Annotated in this window: 11 protein-coding genes; 5 read left to right on the forward strand and 6 right to left on the reverse strand. The window is 67.9% G+C overall.

The genetic code is table 11. The annotated features are described in order from the left end of the window. Positions 1 to 15: 15 nt before the first annotated feature. Together QOZ81_RS15585 and QOZ81_RS15590 are read left to right on the forward strand one after the other, a co-directional pair. On the forward strand, positions 16 to 951 hold the full coding sequence (locus QOZ81_RS15585; protein WP_291204120.1) for a lysophospholipid acyltransferase family protein: 936 nt from the start codon (positions 16 to 18) through the stop codon (positions 949 to 951). A gap of 166 nt (positions 952 to 1,117) precedes the next feature. Then, a complete protein-coding gene (locus QOZ81_RS15590; protein ID WP_291204117.1) occupies positions 1,118 to 1,891 on the forward strand; it encodes a hypothetical protein in 774 nt (257 codons plus the stop codon). Positions 1,892 to 1,958: 67 nt separating this feature from the next. Here the strand turns inward: QOZ81_RS15590 and QOZ81_RS15595 are convergent, their stop codons facing one another. Further along, a complete protein-coding gene (locus QOZ81_RS15595; RefSeq protein ID WP_291204115.1) occupies positions 1,959 to 3,407 on the reverse strand; it encodes a 2Fe-2S iron-sulfur cluster-binding protein in 1,449 nt (482 codons plus the stop codon). Between the two features lie 59 nt (positions 3,408 to 3,466). Beyond that, on the reverse strand, positions 3,467 to 3,805 hold the full coding sequence (locus QOZ81_RS15600) for a hypothetical protein (protein ID WP_291204112.1): 339 nt from the start codon (positions 3,803 to 3,805) through the stop codon (positions 3,467 to 3,469). A gap of 114 nt (positions 3,806 to 3,919) precedes the next feature. Between QOZ81_RS15600 and purH the strand changes: the two genes are divergently transcribed. From purH to QOZ81_RS15615, 3 genes are all read left to right on the forward strand, one after another. Beyond that, positions 3,920 to 5,464 (forward strand): bifunctional phosphoribosylaminoimidazolecarboxamide formyltransferase/IMP cyclohydrolase, encoded by a 1,545-nt coding sequence (gene purH, locus QOZ81_RS15605; RefSeq protein WP_291204109.1) that lies wholly within the window; start codon positions 3,920 to 3,922, stop codon positions 5,462 to 5,464. Between the two features lie 72 nt (positions 5,465 to 5,536). Continuing rightward, entirely contained in the window at positions 5,537 to 8,158 is a 2,622-nt protein-coding gene (gene alaS / locus QOZ81_RS15610; protein ID WP_291204106.1) for an alanine--tRNA ligase, read from the forward strand. A gap of 63 nt (positions 8,159 to 8,221) precedes the next feature. Next, positions 8,222 to 10,540, forward strand: a complete 2,319-nt coding sequence (locus QOZ81_RS15615; RefSeq protein WP_291204103.1) for an ATP-binding protein — start codon at positions 8,222 to 8,224, stop codon at positions 10,538 to 10,540. A 6-nt stretch (positions 10,541 to 10,546) separates the two neighbouring features. Here QOZ81_RS15615 and QOZ81_RS15620 read toward each other — a convergent pair whose 3' ends face one another. The 4 genes from QOZ81_RS15620 to QOZ81_RS15635 are packed head-to-tail and all read right to left on the reverse strand — an operon-like array spanning position 10,547 to position 15,950. Further along, positions 10,547 to 11,527 carry a hypothetical protein gene (locus QOZ81_RS15620; RefSeq protein ID WP_291204099.1) on the reverse strand — a complete coding sequence of 327 codons (981 nt, stop codon included), beginning with the start codon at positions 11,525 to 11,527 and terminating at the stop codon, positions 10,547 to 10,549. A gap of 12 nt (positions 11,528 to 11,539) precedes the next feature. Then, on the reverse strand, positions 11,540 to 12,409 hold the full coding sequence (locus tag QOZ81_RS15625) for a DUF5777 family beta-barrel protein (RefSeq protein WP_291204096.1): 870 nt from the start codon (positions 12,407 to 12,409) through the stop codon (positions 11,540 to 11,542). A gap of 16 nt (positions 12,410 to 12,425) precedes the next feature. Further along, the gene (locus tag QOZ81_RS15630; RefSeq protein WP_291204093.1) at positions 12,426 to 12,776 is read right to left on the reverse strand and encodes a c-type cytochrome; all 351 of its coding nucleotides are present in this window, start codon (positions 12,774 to 12,776) and stop codon (positions 12,426 to 12,428) included. A gap of 39 nt (positions 12,777 to 12,815) precedes the next feature. Then, a complete protein-coding gene (locus tag QOZ81_RS15635; RefSeq protein ID WP_291204090.1) occupies positions 12,816 to 15,950 on the reverse strand; it encodes a CxxxxCH/CxxCH domain c-type cytochrome in 3,135 nt (1,044 codons plus the stop codon). Positions 15,951 to 16,411: the final 461 nt, after the last annotated feature.

The following is a 16,411-nucleotide window of genomic DNA, read 5'->3' on the forward strand; positions in this document are numbered from 1 at the left end:
GGCATGCAGGACCGCATGCAGTCCGATTCCAGGGTCATGGATCTCGTCTACGGCGCGGTCTTCGGGTCGCTGTTCCCCCTCTTCCACTTCGCGGCCCGGTCCTTCACTCGGCGGGAGCGCGGCCATGAGATCGCGGACCAGATCGCCAACGCCTTCATGGTCCTCCGCCCCAGGTACCTGGAGGCCATCCTCGGCAACACCGCACAGGTGCTGGGCCTGAGGCCGACCCATGCAAGGGTGGAGCAGACCGCGCACGAGATGGTGCGCCAGCATGCCCGGGCCTGGGTGGACTTCTTCCACTTCGGCCAGCGGCCTGTGGAGGAGGCCCTGGCCCAATTCGCCAGCCTGGAGGGGATGGACCGCTTCGATGCCGTGCTGGCCGAGGGCCGGGGGGCCATCCTGCTCACGGCCCACGCGGGCAACTTCGAACTGGGGGGCATCCTCCTGCGGTCCCGGAACCTGAAGGTCCACGCGGTCTACAAGCCCGACCGGTTCGCCGCCGTGGAGCGGCTCCGCGAGGGCATGCGGGCTCAGGGAGGCGTGGTGGGCATCCCGGTGGATGGCGTGGGGTTTTCGACCCTGCCCCTGGTGCGGCTGCTGAGAGAGGGCGCCCTGGTCGGCATGCAGGGGGACCGGGACTTCAGCTTGAACGGCGTGCCCATGCCCTTCTTCGGACGAGAGGTCCCCTTCCCCCGGGGCCCCTGGGAGCTGGCGGCCATGACCGGCGCGCCGATCATCACCAGCTTCTTCTACACGGACGGGGACCGCCGCTTCCACGCCCACTTCGGGGAGCCCATCCGGATCGAAGGCGGGCGGGGCGAGCGCATGGCGGCCATCCAGGCGGGCATGCGCTCCTATGTGGCGGATCTGGAGGCCTTGATCCGCCGCCATCCCAGCCAGTGGTACTGCTTCTATCCCTTCTGGGACGACCCGGCACGAGTGGTGCCATGAGCAGATCAGGGCTTTGCGCTGATCTGCTCGGGGGTCCGGGGGTGTGCGCGCAGCGAGAGACCCCCGGAGGATTCCGAAGTCGCGCCGGGTTCCCGGTCATAGGATGATTGATCCAGGCTCAGGCCTTTCTGGGTTCGTTTCCCGATTCACTCAAGGAGTCCCTTCCATGCGCGGTGCCCTTCCCCTGTCCCTCCTGCTCGCAGCCACCCTGGGCTGCCAGTCCAAGAAATCCGATGCCGTCGTGGCCGCGCCGACCACCGGCGCCCTGCCGGCCGCAGGCGCCCCCGCCCCGGGCCAGGGCCTCACCGGCAAGGTGCTCGAGCGGATCGATGCCGCCCCCTACTGCTACCTCCGCCTTCAGACCGCCCGCGGCGAAGTCTGGGCCGCGGTCCCCGAGGCCAAGATCGAGAAGGGCACCGAGGTGACCATCGTCAATCCGATGCTCATGAACAACTTCGAGTCCAAGACCCTGAACCGCACCTTCGCCGAGATCTTCTTCGGCAACCTCGCCCCCGCCGGCGGTGCCGCGCCTGCCGCCGCGGCCATGCCCGCGGCCCCCCAGGCGGGCGGCGCACCCGCGCAGTCCGGCGCCCCCGTGGTCCCCAAGGAGGCGGTGAAGGTGGACAAGGCCGCCGGCGCGGATGCCCGCACCGTGGCCGAAGTCTGGGCCCAGAAGGGCGGCCTCAAGGAGAAGTCCGTCACCATCCGCGGCCAGGTGGTCAAGTACAACCCCGGCGTCATGGGCAAGAACTGGATCCACATCCAGGACGGCAGCGGCGAGGCCAGCAAGGGCAACCACGACATCACCATCACCAGCCAGGATCCCGCCGCCAAGGGTGACGTGGTCACCGTGAAGGGCGTCGTGCGCCTGGACAAGGACTTCGGCGCGGGCTACGTCTACCCGCTCATCGTCGAGGACGCCAAGGTGGTGAAGAAGTAGGTCCAGTACCCTCCTGAATGAAAGCGGGCGCCCAGGGCGCCCGCTTTCATTTTAGTGGAACTCCGGACTAGACGGCGGCGGGAACGGCGGCCAGTTCCTTCACCCAGGCCGGCACGGTGCGGACGCCCTTGGGCGCCTGCAGGGCCTTCTGGTAGCGCCTCAGCTCACCATCGTGGTTGACGATGAAGTCGCTCTCCTCGGCCACGTTCGTGATGGGCAGCCAGGCCGTGGCCGAGCGGCCGAGGCTGGAGGCTTCGGCCTCGAGCACCAGGCTGAAGGCGGCGGCCTTCAGGATCTGGCCCAGCAGCTCCGATTCCTTGATGCTCGTGAAGGCGGCGTCGTGCAGGAGCACCACGGCCTTGACCTCGCCACCCTGCACCTTGCCGAGCAGCTCTTCGAGGGCCCCGAACCGGAATCCGCGCTCCATGAAACCACGGCGGTTCAGGATGCCGTCCGCGCTGGTCTGGTACTTGGGCAGCACCACCGAAATGGTCTTGTCGCCGCTGCCGTAGCGCAGATCGGCCGAGGCGGCCAGCTCGCCCAGGCGCTGGGCCGCGTCGCAGCCGAAGGTGCCCTGGCCGACGACGGCCACCGGTCCGGCGGCCTGCAGGGCCTCACGGACGGCCTCCGCGGAGGCGGCCACGCCCTTCAGGGTAGGGAGGGGCGCCGCTCCCGTGCGGTTGTACTGCGCGTAGGCATAGCGCTCCTCGTCGCTGATGAAGTGGGTCGTCTCCTTGCCCTCCAGAGGCCGCGGGCGGAAGCGGTGGATCTGGTTGCCTTCGTGATCGATCCAGATGGGATTGCCCAGGGCCGAGTGGCGGCTGATGGAAGGCACGCTCTTGAGGTACCAGACACGCTTCTTGAAGCGGAAGTCGCGGCTCGTCAGCGCGCCCACGGGGCAGAGGTCCACCACGTTCCCGGCGAAGGGGTTCTGGTCCATGCTCTTGCCGGTGAAAGTGGTGACTTCCAGGTGCGAGCCGCGGGAGGCCACGGTCAGCTCGCCGCCACCGCTGATCTCCCGGGTGAAGCGCACGCAGCGGGTGCAGTGGATGCAGCGGTTCTTGTCGATGACGATCTTGGCGCCCAGGTCCTCGTAGCGGTAGCGCCGCTTCACCTCGCCCATGCGGGAGTCGCCGCTGCCGTAGTGGTACGAATAGTCCTGCAGCTTGCATTCCCCGGCCTGGTCGCAGATGGGGCAGTCCAGCGGGTGGTTGATGAGCAGGAACTCCATCACGCCGGCCCGGGCGTCGGCCACGGCGGGCGTGTTGGTGAAGACCTCCATCACCACGGCCTCGGGGTTGTCCTTGGGCGCAGGGGGCACCGTGGTGGTGCAGCTGGTGGCCAGCTTGGGCTGGCCCTTGATCTCCACCAGGCACATGCGGCAGGTGGCCACGGGCGTGAGGGCCGGGTGGTAGCAGTAGTGGGGGATGTCGATGCCCACCGTGCGGCAGGCGTCCAGCACGAGGGTGCCGGGGGTCACGCTCAGTTCAACGTCGTTGATCTTGATCGTCGGCATGGGCCCACTCCAGGCCTTCCAGGATGGGGCTTGGAGCCTGGAAGGTAAAGGTGGCCGCTTCAGCCCCTTCCGAGGGCGCCCACCATGCAGCGCCGGCAGAAGTCCAGGAAATCCTCCAGATCCGGGATATCCACATTCACTGTGGCGGGGATCACATTCGGAATCACCACCTGCTTGCGGAGTTCGCCAGTGGCCTCAAGGGAGAACACGAACCAGGCGAGCCGGTCCTTCTCCGAAGACAGGGTGAGACTCACCACCTTGGTTTCGAAGAACAGGTCGGGTGCCCCGCCATCCTCCGGCGTCCTCCACTCGGGGATGTGGCTGCGCTTGACGAATTCCGCCTTCAGCTGCTCCAGGGTGTGCTGGACCGTGAACTGCACTTCAACCTGGACATCCATCCCGGCCTCCTGATGCCACCCTTTTCGGCCGGATCCGCCGGAACCCAAACCCTGACATCCGTCCCTTCCGGAAGCGCCAGATACATGGGAAAATCAAGGGTTCAGGGGGCGGACATGCCGACGGCATTGATCTCGGTGTACGACAAGTCGGGGCTCCTGCCCCTGGCGGAGGGCCTGCTGGCCCAGGGCTGGAGGCTCCTGGCCACGGGCGGCACCCTGCGAACCCTCCAGGAGGCCAAGTTCGAGGCCATCGAGGTCGCCGCCTACACGGGCGCCCCGGAGTGCTTCGACGGTCGCGTGAAGACACTCCACCCCCGCATCCACGGCGGCCTCCTCTACCGGCGCGATCTGGCGGACCATGTCGCGGACGCCAAGGCCCAAGGCATCGAGCCCATCGACCTGGTGGTGATCAACCTCTACCCCTTCGAGGCCACCATCGCCCGGGAGGGCGTCACCCCCGCCGAGGCCATCGAGCAGATCGACATCGGCGGCCCGAGCATGATCCGCAGCGCCTCGAAGAACCACGCCTCGGTGACGGTCCTGACCGATCCGGGCCAGTACGGGCCCTACCTCGAGAAGCTCCAGGCCGGCACCTGGAGCCTGGAGGACCGTCGTCACTGCGCCCTGGAGGCCTTCCGCCGCACGGCCGCCTACGATGCCGCCATCTCGGGCTGGATGGAGCGGGAGCTGACTTCGCCGACCTCCACCGATCTGTCCCACCACCTCTGCGTCAACCTGGTCCAAAAGCAGGGGCTGCGCTACGGGGAGAATCCCCACCAGCCGGCCGCCTTCTATGTGAAACCCGGCCGCAAGGCGGAGGGCATGGCCGCCTGCCACCAGCACCAGGGCAAGGAGCTGAGCTTCAACAACCTGCTGGATGCCGACGCCTGCGCCCGCCTGGTCTGGCAGTTTCCGGCCCCGGCCTGCGTCATCGTCAAGCACAACAACCCCTGCGGCGTAGGCCAGGGGCCCCACGCCCTGGAGGCCTTCATGCGGGCCCAGGCCGGCGACCCCGTCAGCGCCTTCGGCGGCATCGTCGCCTTCAACCGCCCCGTGGGCGTCGAGGTGGCCAAGGTCATGGCCCAGAACTTCTGGGAGGTCATCCTGGCCCCCGCCTTCACCGGTGAGGCCCTGGAAGTGTTCGCCGCCAAGAAGCAGCTGCGCATCCTCCAGACGCCCGACCACTGGCCCCAGAGCGCCGAGGGCCTGGACACCCGCTCCATCGGCGGCGGCTACCTGGTGCAGCGGGCGGACGACGCCTTCGTGCCCTTCGAGGATTGGGAGATGAAGGCCAGCGGCCCCGGTACCCCCCCCAAGCCCGAGGACCTCATGCTGGCGCAGCGTGTGGCCAAGGCGGTCAAGTCCAACGCCATCGTGCTGGTGAAGGACGGCGCCACCGTGGGCATCGGCGCGGGCCAGATGAGCCGCGTGGACTCCGTGGAGATCGCCTGCCGCAAGGCCGGCGATCGCGCCAAGGGCGCGGTGCTGGGTAGCGACGCCTTCTTCCCCTTCGCCGACGGCCTCGAAGTGGCTGCCAGCCACGGTGTATCGGCCTTCGTGGAGCCCGGTGGCAGCCTGCGCGACAAGGAAGTCATCGAAGCCGCCCAGAAGCTCGGCGTGTGGCTCTTCTTCACCGGCATGCGGCACTTCCGTCATTAGTCTCCTGCTCCAAAAACGGGCGTTGCCCGTTTTTGGAGCTATGAACAGATCTTCGTCTGAGTCTGGATCCAAATGAAAACCTCTGAACTCCGTCAGCGATTCCTGCAGTACTTCGAGCGCCAGGGGCACCGTCGGGTGGCTTCCAGCGCGGTCATCGGGCCTGCCGACGATCCCACGGTCATGTGGACGAACTCGGGCATGATCCAGTTCAAGGACGTCTTCCTGGGCAAGGACAAGCGCGACTACCGGCGCGCCACCACCAGCCAGAAGTGCCTGCGGGCCGGGGGCAAGCACAACGACCTCGACATGGTGGGCTTCACGGCCCGCCACCACACCTTCTTCGAGATGCTGGGCAACTTCAGCTTCGGCGACTACTTCAAGGCCGACGCCATCCGTTTCGCCTGGGAGTTCGTCACGGGCCCCGTGGACCAGGGCTGCCTGGCCCTGGATCCGTCGAAGCTGTGGATCACGGTCTTCGAGGGTGCCGAGGGCGTGCCCGCGGACACCGAGGCCGAGGAGATGTGGAAGGCCGCCGGCGTCCGCCCGGACCGCATCATGCGCTTCGGCAAGAAGGACAACTTCTGGCAGATGGGTGATACCGGCCCCTGCGGTCCCTGCTCCGAGATGCACTTCGACCGCGGTGCCCACATCCCGGGCGATGCCACGCCGAATGGCGAGGGGGACCGGGTCATGGAGATCTGGAACCTGGTCTTCATGCAGTACGAGCGGGACGCCCAGGGCGTGCTGGCCCCCCTGCCCAAGCCCAGCATCGACACGGGCATGGGCCTGGAGCGCACGGCCAGCATCCTCCAGGGCGTGGACACCAACTACGAGATCGACCTGTTCACGCCGATCTTCGAGGCCATCTGGAAGGCCGCGAAGGTCAACCGCGAGGACCGTCACGACCACGCGAACCGCACCGCCTCCCAGGTCGTGGCCGACCACATCCGGGCCGCCACCTTCATGTGTTTCGACGGCGTGGTGCCCAGCAACGAGGGCCGGGGCTACGTGCTCCGCAAGATCATCCGCCGGGCGCTGCGCTTCGGTCGGAAGCTCGGCATCGAGGGCCTCTTCTTTGCGGATCTGGCCCCGGCCGTATTCCAGGCCATGGGTGACCAGTACCCCGAGCTGCTCGGGGAGCTCGGCCGCATCCAGAAATCGCTGCACCGGGAAGAGCAGCAGTTCAGCCAGACCCTCTCCACGGGTCTGAAGCTGCTTGAAGGCAGCGACATCTCCAGCGGCACCCTGGCGGGCTCCGACATCTTCCGCCTCTACGACACCTACGGGTTCCCCGTGGACCTGGTGGAGGACTGGTGCCGGGAGCGCGGCATCACCGCCGACCTGGCGGGCTTCCAGCAGGAGCTGAACGCCCAGCGCACCCGCGCCCGGGCGGCCATGAAGGCCCATGACCTGCGCCTGGCCGGAGATCTCGCCATCCTGGCGGACCTGCCGCCCACCCGCTTCACCGGCTACGACCACCTCGAGGGCCAGGCCCACGTGGTCGCCCTCTTCGATGCCGAGCACCGGCGGGTGAAGCAGCTCACCGGGGAAGGGTTCGTCCTGCTGGACCGTACGCCCTTCTACGCCCAGTCCGGCGGCCAGGTGGGCGATACGGGCCAGCTTCGCTTCGAGGGCGGCCATGCCGAGGTGCTGGACTGCACCGCTCCGGCCCAGAAGCGCCACCTCCACAAGGTCGTGGTGACCGGCTCTCTGCTGGAGAACACGTCCGTCAACGCCCTGGTGCATCCGATCCGCCGGCGGCGGGTCCGGGCCCACCACACGGCCACCCACCTGCTGCACGCCGCCCTGCGCGAGGTGCTCGGCACCCACGTCAAGCAGGCGGGCAGCGTGGTGGATGCGGCGCGCCTGCGCTTCGACTTCACCCATTTCGCCCCGCTGGAGCCGGCCCAGATCGCGGAGATCGAGCGCCTCGCCTCCCGCCAGGCGCTGAAATCCATCGACACACAGGTCCGTGAGATGGACATCGAGGAGGCGCTTGCCTCGGGTGCCATGGCCCTCTTCGGCGAGAAGTACGGTGATGTGGTGCGCGTGGTGCAGGTGCCCGGCTTCTCCACGGAGCTCTGCGGCGGCACCCACGTGCCCAACACCGGCGAGATCGGCGTGGTGAAGATCATCTCCGAGGGTGCGGTGGCCGCCGGCGTGCGACGCATCGAGGCCGTGGCCGGCGAGATGGCCCTGGAGCTGCTGCAGGCCGACGAGGCCATGATCCATGGCCTGGCCCGACAGGCCAATGCCAGCCGGGAGACCCTACCCGAGCTGCTGACGGCCAAGGATCACCGCATCGCCCAGCTCGAGCGCGACCTGAAGGAGGCCAAGCTGAAGGCCGCAGGTGGTGGCGGGGGCGCCGAGCAGGTGGAGCAGGTGAAGGGCGTCACCCTGGTCACGGCTCTCATCGAGGGGCTCGAGGGCAACGCCCTGCGGGAATTCATGGACCAGGTCCGCACCCGACACCACAGCGCGGTCATCGTGCTGGCCTCGAAGACTGCCGAGGACAAGGTGGCGGCGCTGGTTTCCGTCTCCCCCGACCTGTCCTACGATGCGGGGGCCCTGTTCAAGACCATGCTCCCGGCCCTGAATGGCCGCGGTGGCGGCAAGAAGGACCTCGCCCAGGGCGGCGGAACCAACCCCTCCGGCCTGCCGGAGGCCCTCTCGGCACTCAAGGCCGCCCTGTAGCCCAGAGTCACCCCCGGCCCTCCGCCGTCCGAAACAGATCAGTGACCCAGGGAGGACGTCCTTTTGCTTCCCATCCGCCGGCTGCTGCTGCGGGACCTTCTGGTCCTCATGGCCGGCCTGTCCACCTTGATCCTGGGCCTCGCCTGGTGGAGCCAGCAGCAAGCCTTGAAGCGCCAGGCCTCCGCCCGCACCGAATCGGCCCTGCACCATCTGGAGACCGTGCTTCACCTCGAATTGAAGGCCTCCCAATCCCTGGGCGAGGTGGTACAGGGTTGGTGGCTGAACGGGGCCCTGGATCCCACCCACCCGGAGGAGGCCGCACGTCTGATCCTCCCCCTGCTCACGGCCCAGCAGAGCATCACCAGCCTCAACCTCGCCCTCCAGGACGGACCCTCCCTGCTCTTTCTCCGGCGGAGTGACGCCTGGTTCATGCGGGAACTGGTCCAGCCGGGCCCCCAGGCCAGCATCCGGTGGCACCGCCTGGGCAGACCCGGCGATCGCATGACCAGCGAGCCCTGGACCCCCATGGACTATGATCCCCGCACCCGGCCCTGGTACCAGGCCGGAGCCACCGGGACAGGGCCGTCCTGGACCGAACCCTACACCTTCTACACCACCAAGGATCCCGGCATCACCTGCACCTTCCCCATCCGCAATGCCAAGGGGCTGCTCGGGGTCGCGGCCCTGGACTTCCTCCTGGATGACCTGACGGCCGGCGTCTGGTCCGCCCAGCCGACACCCCGCAGCCGCTGCCTGGTGGTGGACCCTGGCGGGCGGGCGGTCATCCTCCCGAACGATCCAGCCTTCCAGACGCCCGCCTTGCGGCGGGAGGCCTTCCTGAGCCCTGTGGGATCCGGCTTCCTGGAAGCCCAGTCCGGACTCCTCAGGGCCCCCCTGGGCCGGACCCAGACCTTCCACCATCAGGGAGACGCGATGATCGGCCTGATCACGGAGTTCGCCTCCCTTCCCGGCATCCACTGGCGCCTGCTGATGACCGTCCCGGAGGAGGACCTGCTCGGCCCGGCCCGATTCCGGCTCTGGACCCTGTTCGGCATGGCCCTCCTCAGCCTGGGTCTGGCGGCCTGGCGCATCATCCACATCGCCCGCCGCGTTGCGGGGCCCATCTCCCAGCTCAGCGCGGCCGCCGAGGCGCTCGGCCTGGGCGAGACGCCCCCACCCATCCACTCCCGCATCCTCGAGATCCGCAGCCTTGACCGGGCCCTGCGCCAGGCCGGCGAAAGCCTCCTCGATCAAGCCCGGCTCCAGCGCCAGCTGGAACACAGCCAACGCATGGAGACGGTCGGCACCCTGGCCGGAGGCATCGCCCATGACGTGAACAATCAGCTGGCGGCCATCCTGGGACAGCTGCACCTCTGCCGCGAGACCCTGCCCGAGGGCCATTCCGCGCTCAACCGGATCCAGCGCGCGGAGGAAGCCACCCGCCGCTGTGCCCAGACCACCAAGGCCCTGCTCTCCTTCAGCCATCAATCCCGCCCCGAGCTCCAGCCCCTGGATCTCAATGCCCTCGTCCAGAACACGGCCGCGGTCCTGGAACCTCTGCTGGGGGGCCGGATCCGGCTGCGCTGCCAGCTGACGCCGGACCTCCCCCCGATCTCGGGGGACGCGGTGCAACTGGAGCAGGTCCTCATGAACCTCGGGGTGAACGCCAGGGACGCCATGCCTGAAGGGGGCCACCTGAGCCTGAGCACGCTCGTGGGGGATGATGGCCGGATCCTCCTCGACATCCAGGACACGGGATCGGGCATTCCTGAGGCCCTCCTGCCTCGGCTGTTCGAACCCTTCGTCACCACCAAGGAGCACGGGAAGGGGACGGGCCTGGGGCTCGCGATGGTGTTCTCCATCCTGAAGGCCCATGGCGGGGAGATCCGCGCCGAGAACATGGCCGAAGGGGGGGCCCGGTTCCGGGTGAGCCTGCCCCCGGCGGACTGTGCCGAGGTTCCGGTGGCGAAGGGGCCAGACCGGCTCAAAGCCGCTTCTCCAAGCCTGGCGGGGCGTCGCATCCTGGTCGTGGAGGATGAACCGCTCCTGCGCGAGATGCTCGCGGACGCCCTGACGCTGGCCCGGATGCAGGTGACGACCGCCCCGGATGGCACCTTGGCCTGGAAGGCCTGGCAGCAGGCCCGGGGATTCGACCTGGTGATCAGTGACCAGCGGATGCCGGACTGCACGGGACTGGAGCTGATGGCCCTCATCCGGGGGTGCGGCTCCGAGGTCCCCTTCATCCTGGTCAGCGGGCAGGGCCTTGAAAGCGTGGAGGGTCAGCTTTCCGCGGATCAGCGAGTCCGCTTCCTGCCCAAGCCCTTCGAGCTGCCCAGGCTCCTTCCCATCATGGAAGAGATGCTGAGTCCCCGGAAGGACTGAGGGGCCTCACTTCGTGGCGGACCCGCCCTTCTCGTGGCACCCGAGACAGGTGGCCAGCTTGGCATCGGGGCTCCGCCAGTACACGCTGTCCTGGTTGCCGAAATCCTTCTGCAGATTCGCAGGTACCCGGCCCCAGTAGAAGGCGAAGGCCGTGGTCCCATCGCCCTTGGTCTCCTTCATGTAGAGAGGGCCGGGCTCGGTGCTGGGCTTGCCCTTCTCGTCGGTGAAGGTGGACATGACCGCGTACGCGCCGGGAGGCAGGGGCTTGCCGGCCTTGTAGGCGTCGATGCCCGAGGCCGAGACCCAGACCCGGCGCCAGCGGTCGCCATGGGCCTTGCTCCGCGCCGGAGCGGTTTCCGCAGGCTCGAGGCTGGCGTAGTCCAGGGCCCGGATCGGCAGCTCGGCCTCGGCATCGTTGCGCTTGGCCTTCTCAACCTCCGCGGCGGCCTTGTTCGTCTCCTCGTTGCCGAAGACCATGATGCCGCCCAGTTTCCCGCTGAAGCCCCAGCAACCCAGCCAGAGGAACCCGACCAGGAGGGCTGGCGCTCCAACCCCGCGTTCCCAGAAGCGGCGACCGGCATGGCGATGCTCCTGGCCTGCGGAGCCGGGGCCGAAGTCCCGCCTCCAGACGCGCCAGAGCATGAAGACGCAGACGCCCCCGATGAGGAACCCGGCCGTGGCCGCGAGGATGTGGATCTGCAGGATCTTCTGCAGCACCTGCTTCTCATTGGCCACCACGGGAAGGAACCCCGAAGGGCTGATCAGGTTGATCTGCCGGCCCCATATCAGCCCGCTGAACAAGGCGATGGTGCTGCCGAGCCACCCGATGACCGCCAGGAAGAAGGAGGTCCCGGCGAGGATCTTCCCGTGCCTCGGATGGAAGGAGGCCAGCATGGCCAGGGGCAGGACGGCCACGAGGCCGAGGGGGATGTGGACGAAGGCCGGGTGTTCCCGCGCGATGAACTCGAGCAGTGGGGATGCGCTCATGGGACTCCCGGACTAGAAGACGCGCGTCACGTTGAAGCCGAGGGACCAGTTGCCCGACAACCTCGGACCGCCTCCGTAGTCGCCGCTCATCACCTGGTTCGCGGTGGTGCCGCTGGCGTTGGTGCCGACCAGGGTGAACCGGTGCTTGAAGGTCTTGTAGGAGAACCCGACGGCAAATCCGTTCTGGTAGGTGGTGCCGTCGGTGATGCCGCCGGGGGCGGCCTTGGCGAACTTCGAGGGCCGGGGATAGTACTCGCTGACGAAGGAGAACTTCTCCGTGAATCCGATGCGCAGGCCCAGGCCCAGGTTCAAGACACCGCCCGTGTTGGCCTTGGTGTTGGGCGTCTGGCCCGGCGGCACGGCCAGGATGGTGTCGGTCGTCGTGGTCTTGGTGATGTAGCTGGGCACCAGCGAGAAGATGATGTCATCCGTGATGAAGATCTCCACTGGGACCTGCAGGGCCAATCCGGAAATGCCCACCTTCCCGAGGGGCGTCGTCGTCTCCTTCACCACCTCGTCGAAGCGCTCGGCACGGACCGCCATGCGTACCCGTTCACCGTTCAGCACCTGCTCCTGCAGGCCGAAGGTGAAGGTCTTGTTGTCGGCCGTGCGGTAGATGAAGGCATTCAGTCCGGGAATGGGCTTGATCCCGAAGGTGAAGCCCAATCCCGCGTAGGTGTACCCATCCAGGCCGTAGACGTCCTTGCCATGGTCCTTTACCGGCTGCACGAAGCGGTGGGTGAACACCACGCCGATGTCCCAGTACTGCATCCGCTCCGCCGATGGCAGGTTGATCACCAGCGGGTATTCGGACGATTCAGCGCGAAGCGCTCCCCCAGCCAGGAGGGCGCAGGCAAGCAGGGGAGCGGTCTTCCTAGTCATCGGATCTCCAGAACCATTACTTGGCCGCGAACTTGCGCATGATGGGGATCATCTTCTCGACGTCGGCCTGGGTCATCTTGTCCTTGAAGGCGGGCATCTTGTCCTTGCCCTCCAGGGTGATCTTGACCCAGTCGCTGTCCTTCTTCTTGTTGGCCTTCCGGCTGTCCGTGAAGTCGAAGCCGTTGTCGGGAAGCGGCTTGCCGCTGTTGTCGCGGCCGCTGCCGTTGGCGCCATGGCAGCGGGCGCAGGCGTCCGACCAGTACTTCTGGTAGTCGCTGCCCGAGAACTTGGGCAGGTCCTTGGCGGGATCGCCCGCCAGGAGCGACGCGCCGGCCAGGAGCAGGGCGGAAAGGGTGATGCGACTCATGGGAATCCTCCTGAAGGAGTGGTGGAAAGGCGTGGGGATTCAGTTCCAGACGTTCCCGGTGGTGGTGTGCCCCTGGCCATGGCAGCTGAGGGCGCAGCCGCCCCGACCGATGGTGGCGTTCACCGTGTAGGTGAGGGCGCCGGTGGCGGGCTGGGAGCCCCCGCCGAACTTGATGGTGTCGCTGGAAAGCTGGTCCGGCGCCTGGCGGACCCCGGAGTTGTCCAGGTACTTGAAGTGGTTCTGGGCGCCCTGGGTGGCCTGGGTCATGACATGGCAGTAGTCACAGGTCTGGTTGTGGGCGCCGGGATTGTTGTGGCGGCCCGTGGCGTCGTTGAACTGCGTGGCGGTGCTGGCGATCTTGTGGCAGGCGACGCAGTAGGTCGTGGCGTTCACGGTGATCGTGCCCGTCTGCCAGCCAGGGGTCGTCTGTCCGCCGTGGCAGCTCACATTGGAGCAGGTGAAGGCCGAGGCGCTGGCCGTGGTGCCCGCCGCCCCACTCTGCGCGTTGAAGGTGGGGTCGATGGACACGGAGGCCGGACCGGCGGTCACGGGCGTGGCCAGGCGCTTGTTGGCATTGCTGTAGTGGGTCTGGGCTGAATCATAGGGCACGGAGCCCACGTGGCAAGCCTCGCAGTCGGGATAGGCCGAGGCGGTGAGCGAGGCCGGCAGGGCCGGGGTCGTGCGGGTGAAGGTGATCAGGTTCAGGTGCTTCGGATGGGCCCCCGCGAGGTTGGGCCAGGCCGCGCCGGTGGGCCCGGCCTTGGTGAAGTTGGCCCCGGTGTGGCAGGAGAGGCAGGTGCCAGCTCCCAGGCCTGTGGTGAGCGGCGAGCCGAGGGTGTGGCAGACGGTGCACACGGGGCCCGTCTTGGTGGTGGTGCCGCTCTGGTCATGGCAGGTGGCGCATTCCAGGTTGAACTGGGCCAGGGTCACGGTCTGGTGGGAATAGCCGGCCGTGCTGGTGGCCGTGCTCAGGAAGGGCACGGGGTGGGCCACGCCAGATCCCTTGGGTGCGGCCCAGTGGTTGGTGGCGGGCACATGGTTCTGGCTGTGGCAGGTCAACGCGCAGCCGCCGTCCCCTTCGGTGAAGGGTGCGGTGGTCACGTCGTAGGTGGCGGCCCCGGTGATGGGATAGGTGGTGTTCGTGAGCTTGAACTTGATGGTGCCGCTGGGCAGCTTGTTGGTGCTGCTGACCGCCGGCGTGTTGAGCTCCGCGAAGTGGTTCACGGCGCCCAGATTCGTGTTGGCGGCACTCATGTCGTGGCAGATGGTGCAGTCCAGCTGGCCCGCGGAGGCGTGCGTGCCGTAGGAATGGCGGCCCACGGCGTCGTTGAACTGCGAGGTGGTGGTGCCGCCGTTGATGGCGTGGCAGAGGGAGCACTGGCTGGTGGAGGCGATGGTGCCCGTGCGCCAGTTGGGCGTGGCCTGCCCGCCGTGGCAGCTGGTGTTGGAGCAGGTGAGGGCGGACACGTTGAACACTGCCGTGCCGAGGCTCTGGGCGTTGTAGGTGGCGTCGATGTTCACGCTGGCGGGGCCCGTGGGTGGCGTGCTCCGGGCATTGGCGTTGGCATAGTGGGTGGCCGTGCCGGCGCCGCTGCCGGCGTGGCAGGTGTCACAGCTCAAGGTGGTCTTCAAGGCCATGTGCTTGGCGTGGGCGCCGGCAATGGCGGGGAAGGTGGTCCCCGTGGGCCCGGCGGGCATGCCGGAGGTCCCCGCGTGACAGGACAGGCAGGTCCCGGTGCCGGTGCCGACCACGGTCGGGTCGGCTGCGGTGTGGCAGACCGAGCAGAGGGGCGCACCCTGGGTGGGCGAGGTGCCGGTGACGGCGTGGCACGAGCTGCAATCCGAGGCGAAGGTGGCCGCAGTCGCCGTAAGGTGGCCGTTGCCCTGGGTGGTGGCCTGCCCGCCGAGGAAGGGCACGGGGTGGGGGGCGCCGGAGGACTGCCAGGTATCGAGGGGAGCGCCCGCGTGGATGTGGGTGTGGCAGGTGAGGGCGCATCCGCCATTGCCCTGGGTGCTCGAGGTCACGGCGTAGGTGCCGGCGCCGGTCACGATCAGGGGATCGAAGGCGATGGTTCCGCTGGGCAGCTGGTCCGCAGGCGCGCCCGTGGCCGTGCCATCGACGGCCCCGGTGTTGAGGTACTTGAAGTGGGCCAAGGCCCCGGGGGAGCCATTGCCCATGTTGTGGCAGGTGGTGCAGGCGATGGCGTTGGCGGCCTTGGTGGCATCGTGGGTTCCGATGCTGTGGCGGCCGAAGGCGTCGTTGTACTGGGTGATGGTCCCGGCGCTGGCCGCCACCGCATGGCAGACCGTGCATTGGGTGGCGGAATTGATGGTGCCGTTCTGCCAGCCCGGCGTGGCCTGGCCACCGTGGCAGCTCACGTTGGAGCAGGTGAGCGAGGAGGGGCTGAAAGCGGGATTGCCGCCCGTCTTGGCCATGAACAGGAGGTTGATGGCGACGCTGGCAGGGCCGGCGGGTGTGCCCACCCGCGCGTTGGCGTTGGCGTAGTGCGTGGCCGTGCCCGTGCCGCTGCCCGCGTGGCAGGTGTCACAGGTCAGCTGGGTGGCCAGGGCCATGTGCTTGGCGTGGGCGCCGGCGATGCTCGGGAAGCCTGAGCCCGTGGGCCCGGCAGGCAGCCCCGCGGCCCCAGCGTGGCAGGAGCGGCAGGTCCCGGCATTCGTTCCCGCGATGGTCGGATCCGCCAACTGGTGGCAGACGTTGCAGAGTGGGGCCCCGGCCTTGGGGGGCGCGCCGGAGTAGGCGTGGCAGGTGGCGCAATCGGCGGTGAAAGCCGCCGCCGTCACGGTCAGGTGGCCATTCCCGCTGGTGTCGGTCTGGCCCTGCAGGAAGGGGACCGGGTGCGGAGCCGTGTTGGCGCCGTGGCACATGGTCGCGTTGTAGCAGCCTGGCTGGGTGCCCGCAGGGGCGGGCGTGGAGGGATGGCCAGCCGGATTGTTGGCAGAGCCGGGGTAGTGGCACTGGGCGCAGACGGCGGCATTGGACGGATCCGTGCTGCTATGGGTCCAGGTCACCACACCGCCGTTCCAGGGCTTCGCAGGGTGGGGGGCGCTCACCCCATGACAGGTGAAGCAGGTGCTGGCGGAGGGGCCGCCGGAAAAGTCCCCGCCGTGGCAGATCTGGCAGGACACCAGGCTGCCGCCCGAGACGGCATTCATGGCCATCTTCGCGCGCGAACCATGGATGGCCGGATCGGCGAAGCCTGGCGTGGACTGGTGATGACACCCGGTGGTCATGCAGGTGGGTACGCCGCTGCCGACCTTGAGAACGGAAATCTCGTGACATCGCGTGCAGGCATCCACGCCCAAGACCGCTTGCCCAGGGTGCTCAGTGATCCATCCGGCCTTGTGGTAGTTGCCGTAGTACTGAGCGGTACCGGCTCCCTTGTTGCCCCCACAGCCCATGAGCGCAAGCGTGGAAACCAGGAGGAAACCAAGAACCCCCGACAGACTCGTCGTGCAGTTCCAACTCCAAGTCCTGTTCATTGAAGACACCCAAGAAGGCAGGCAACTCGAACGCGAGGCACTGACGGTGGAAGGGCGGAATGTTATGACACGAAGCGGGTTCAATGTCATGGGCTTGTGCTGATGGGCGCCGTGCAGCGGATGTGGGCGATAAG

Source organism: Geothrix sp. (genome assembly GCF_030219325.1).
In the GTDB taxonomy this organism is placed as follows: Bacteria; Acidobacteriota; Holophagae; order Holophagales; family Holophagaceae; genus Geothrix.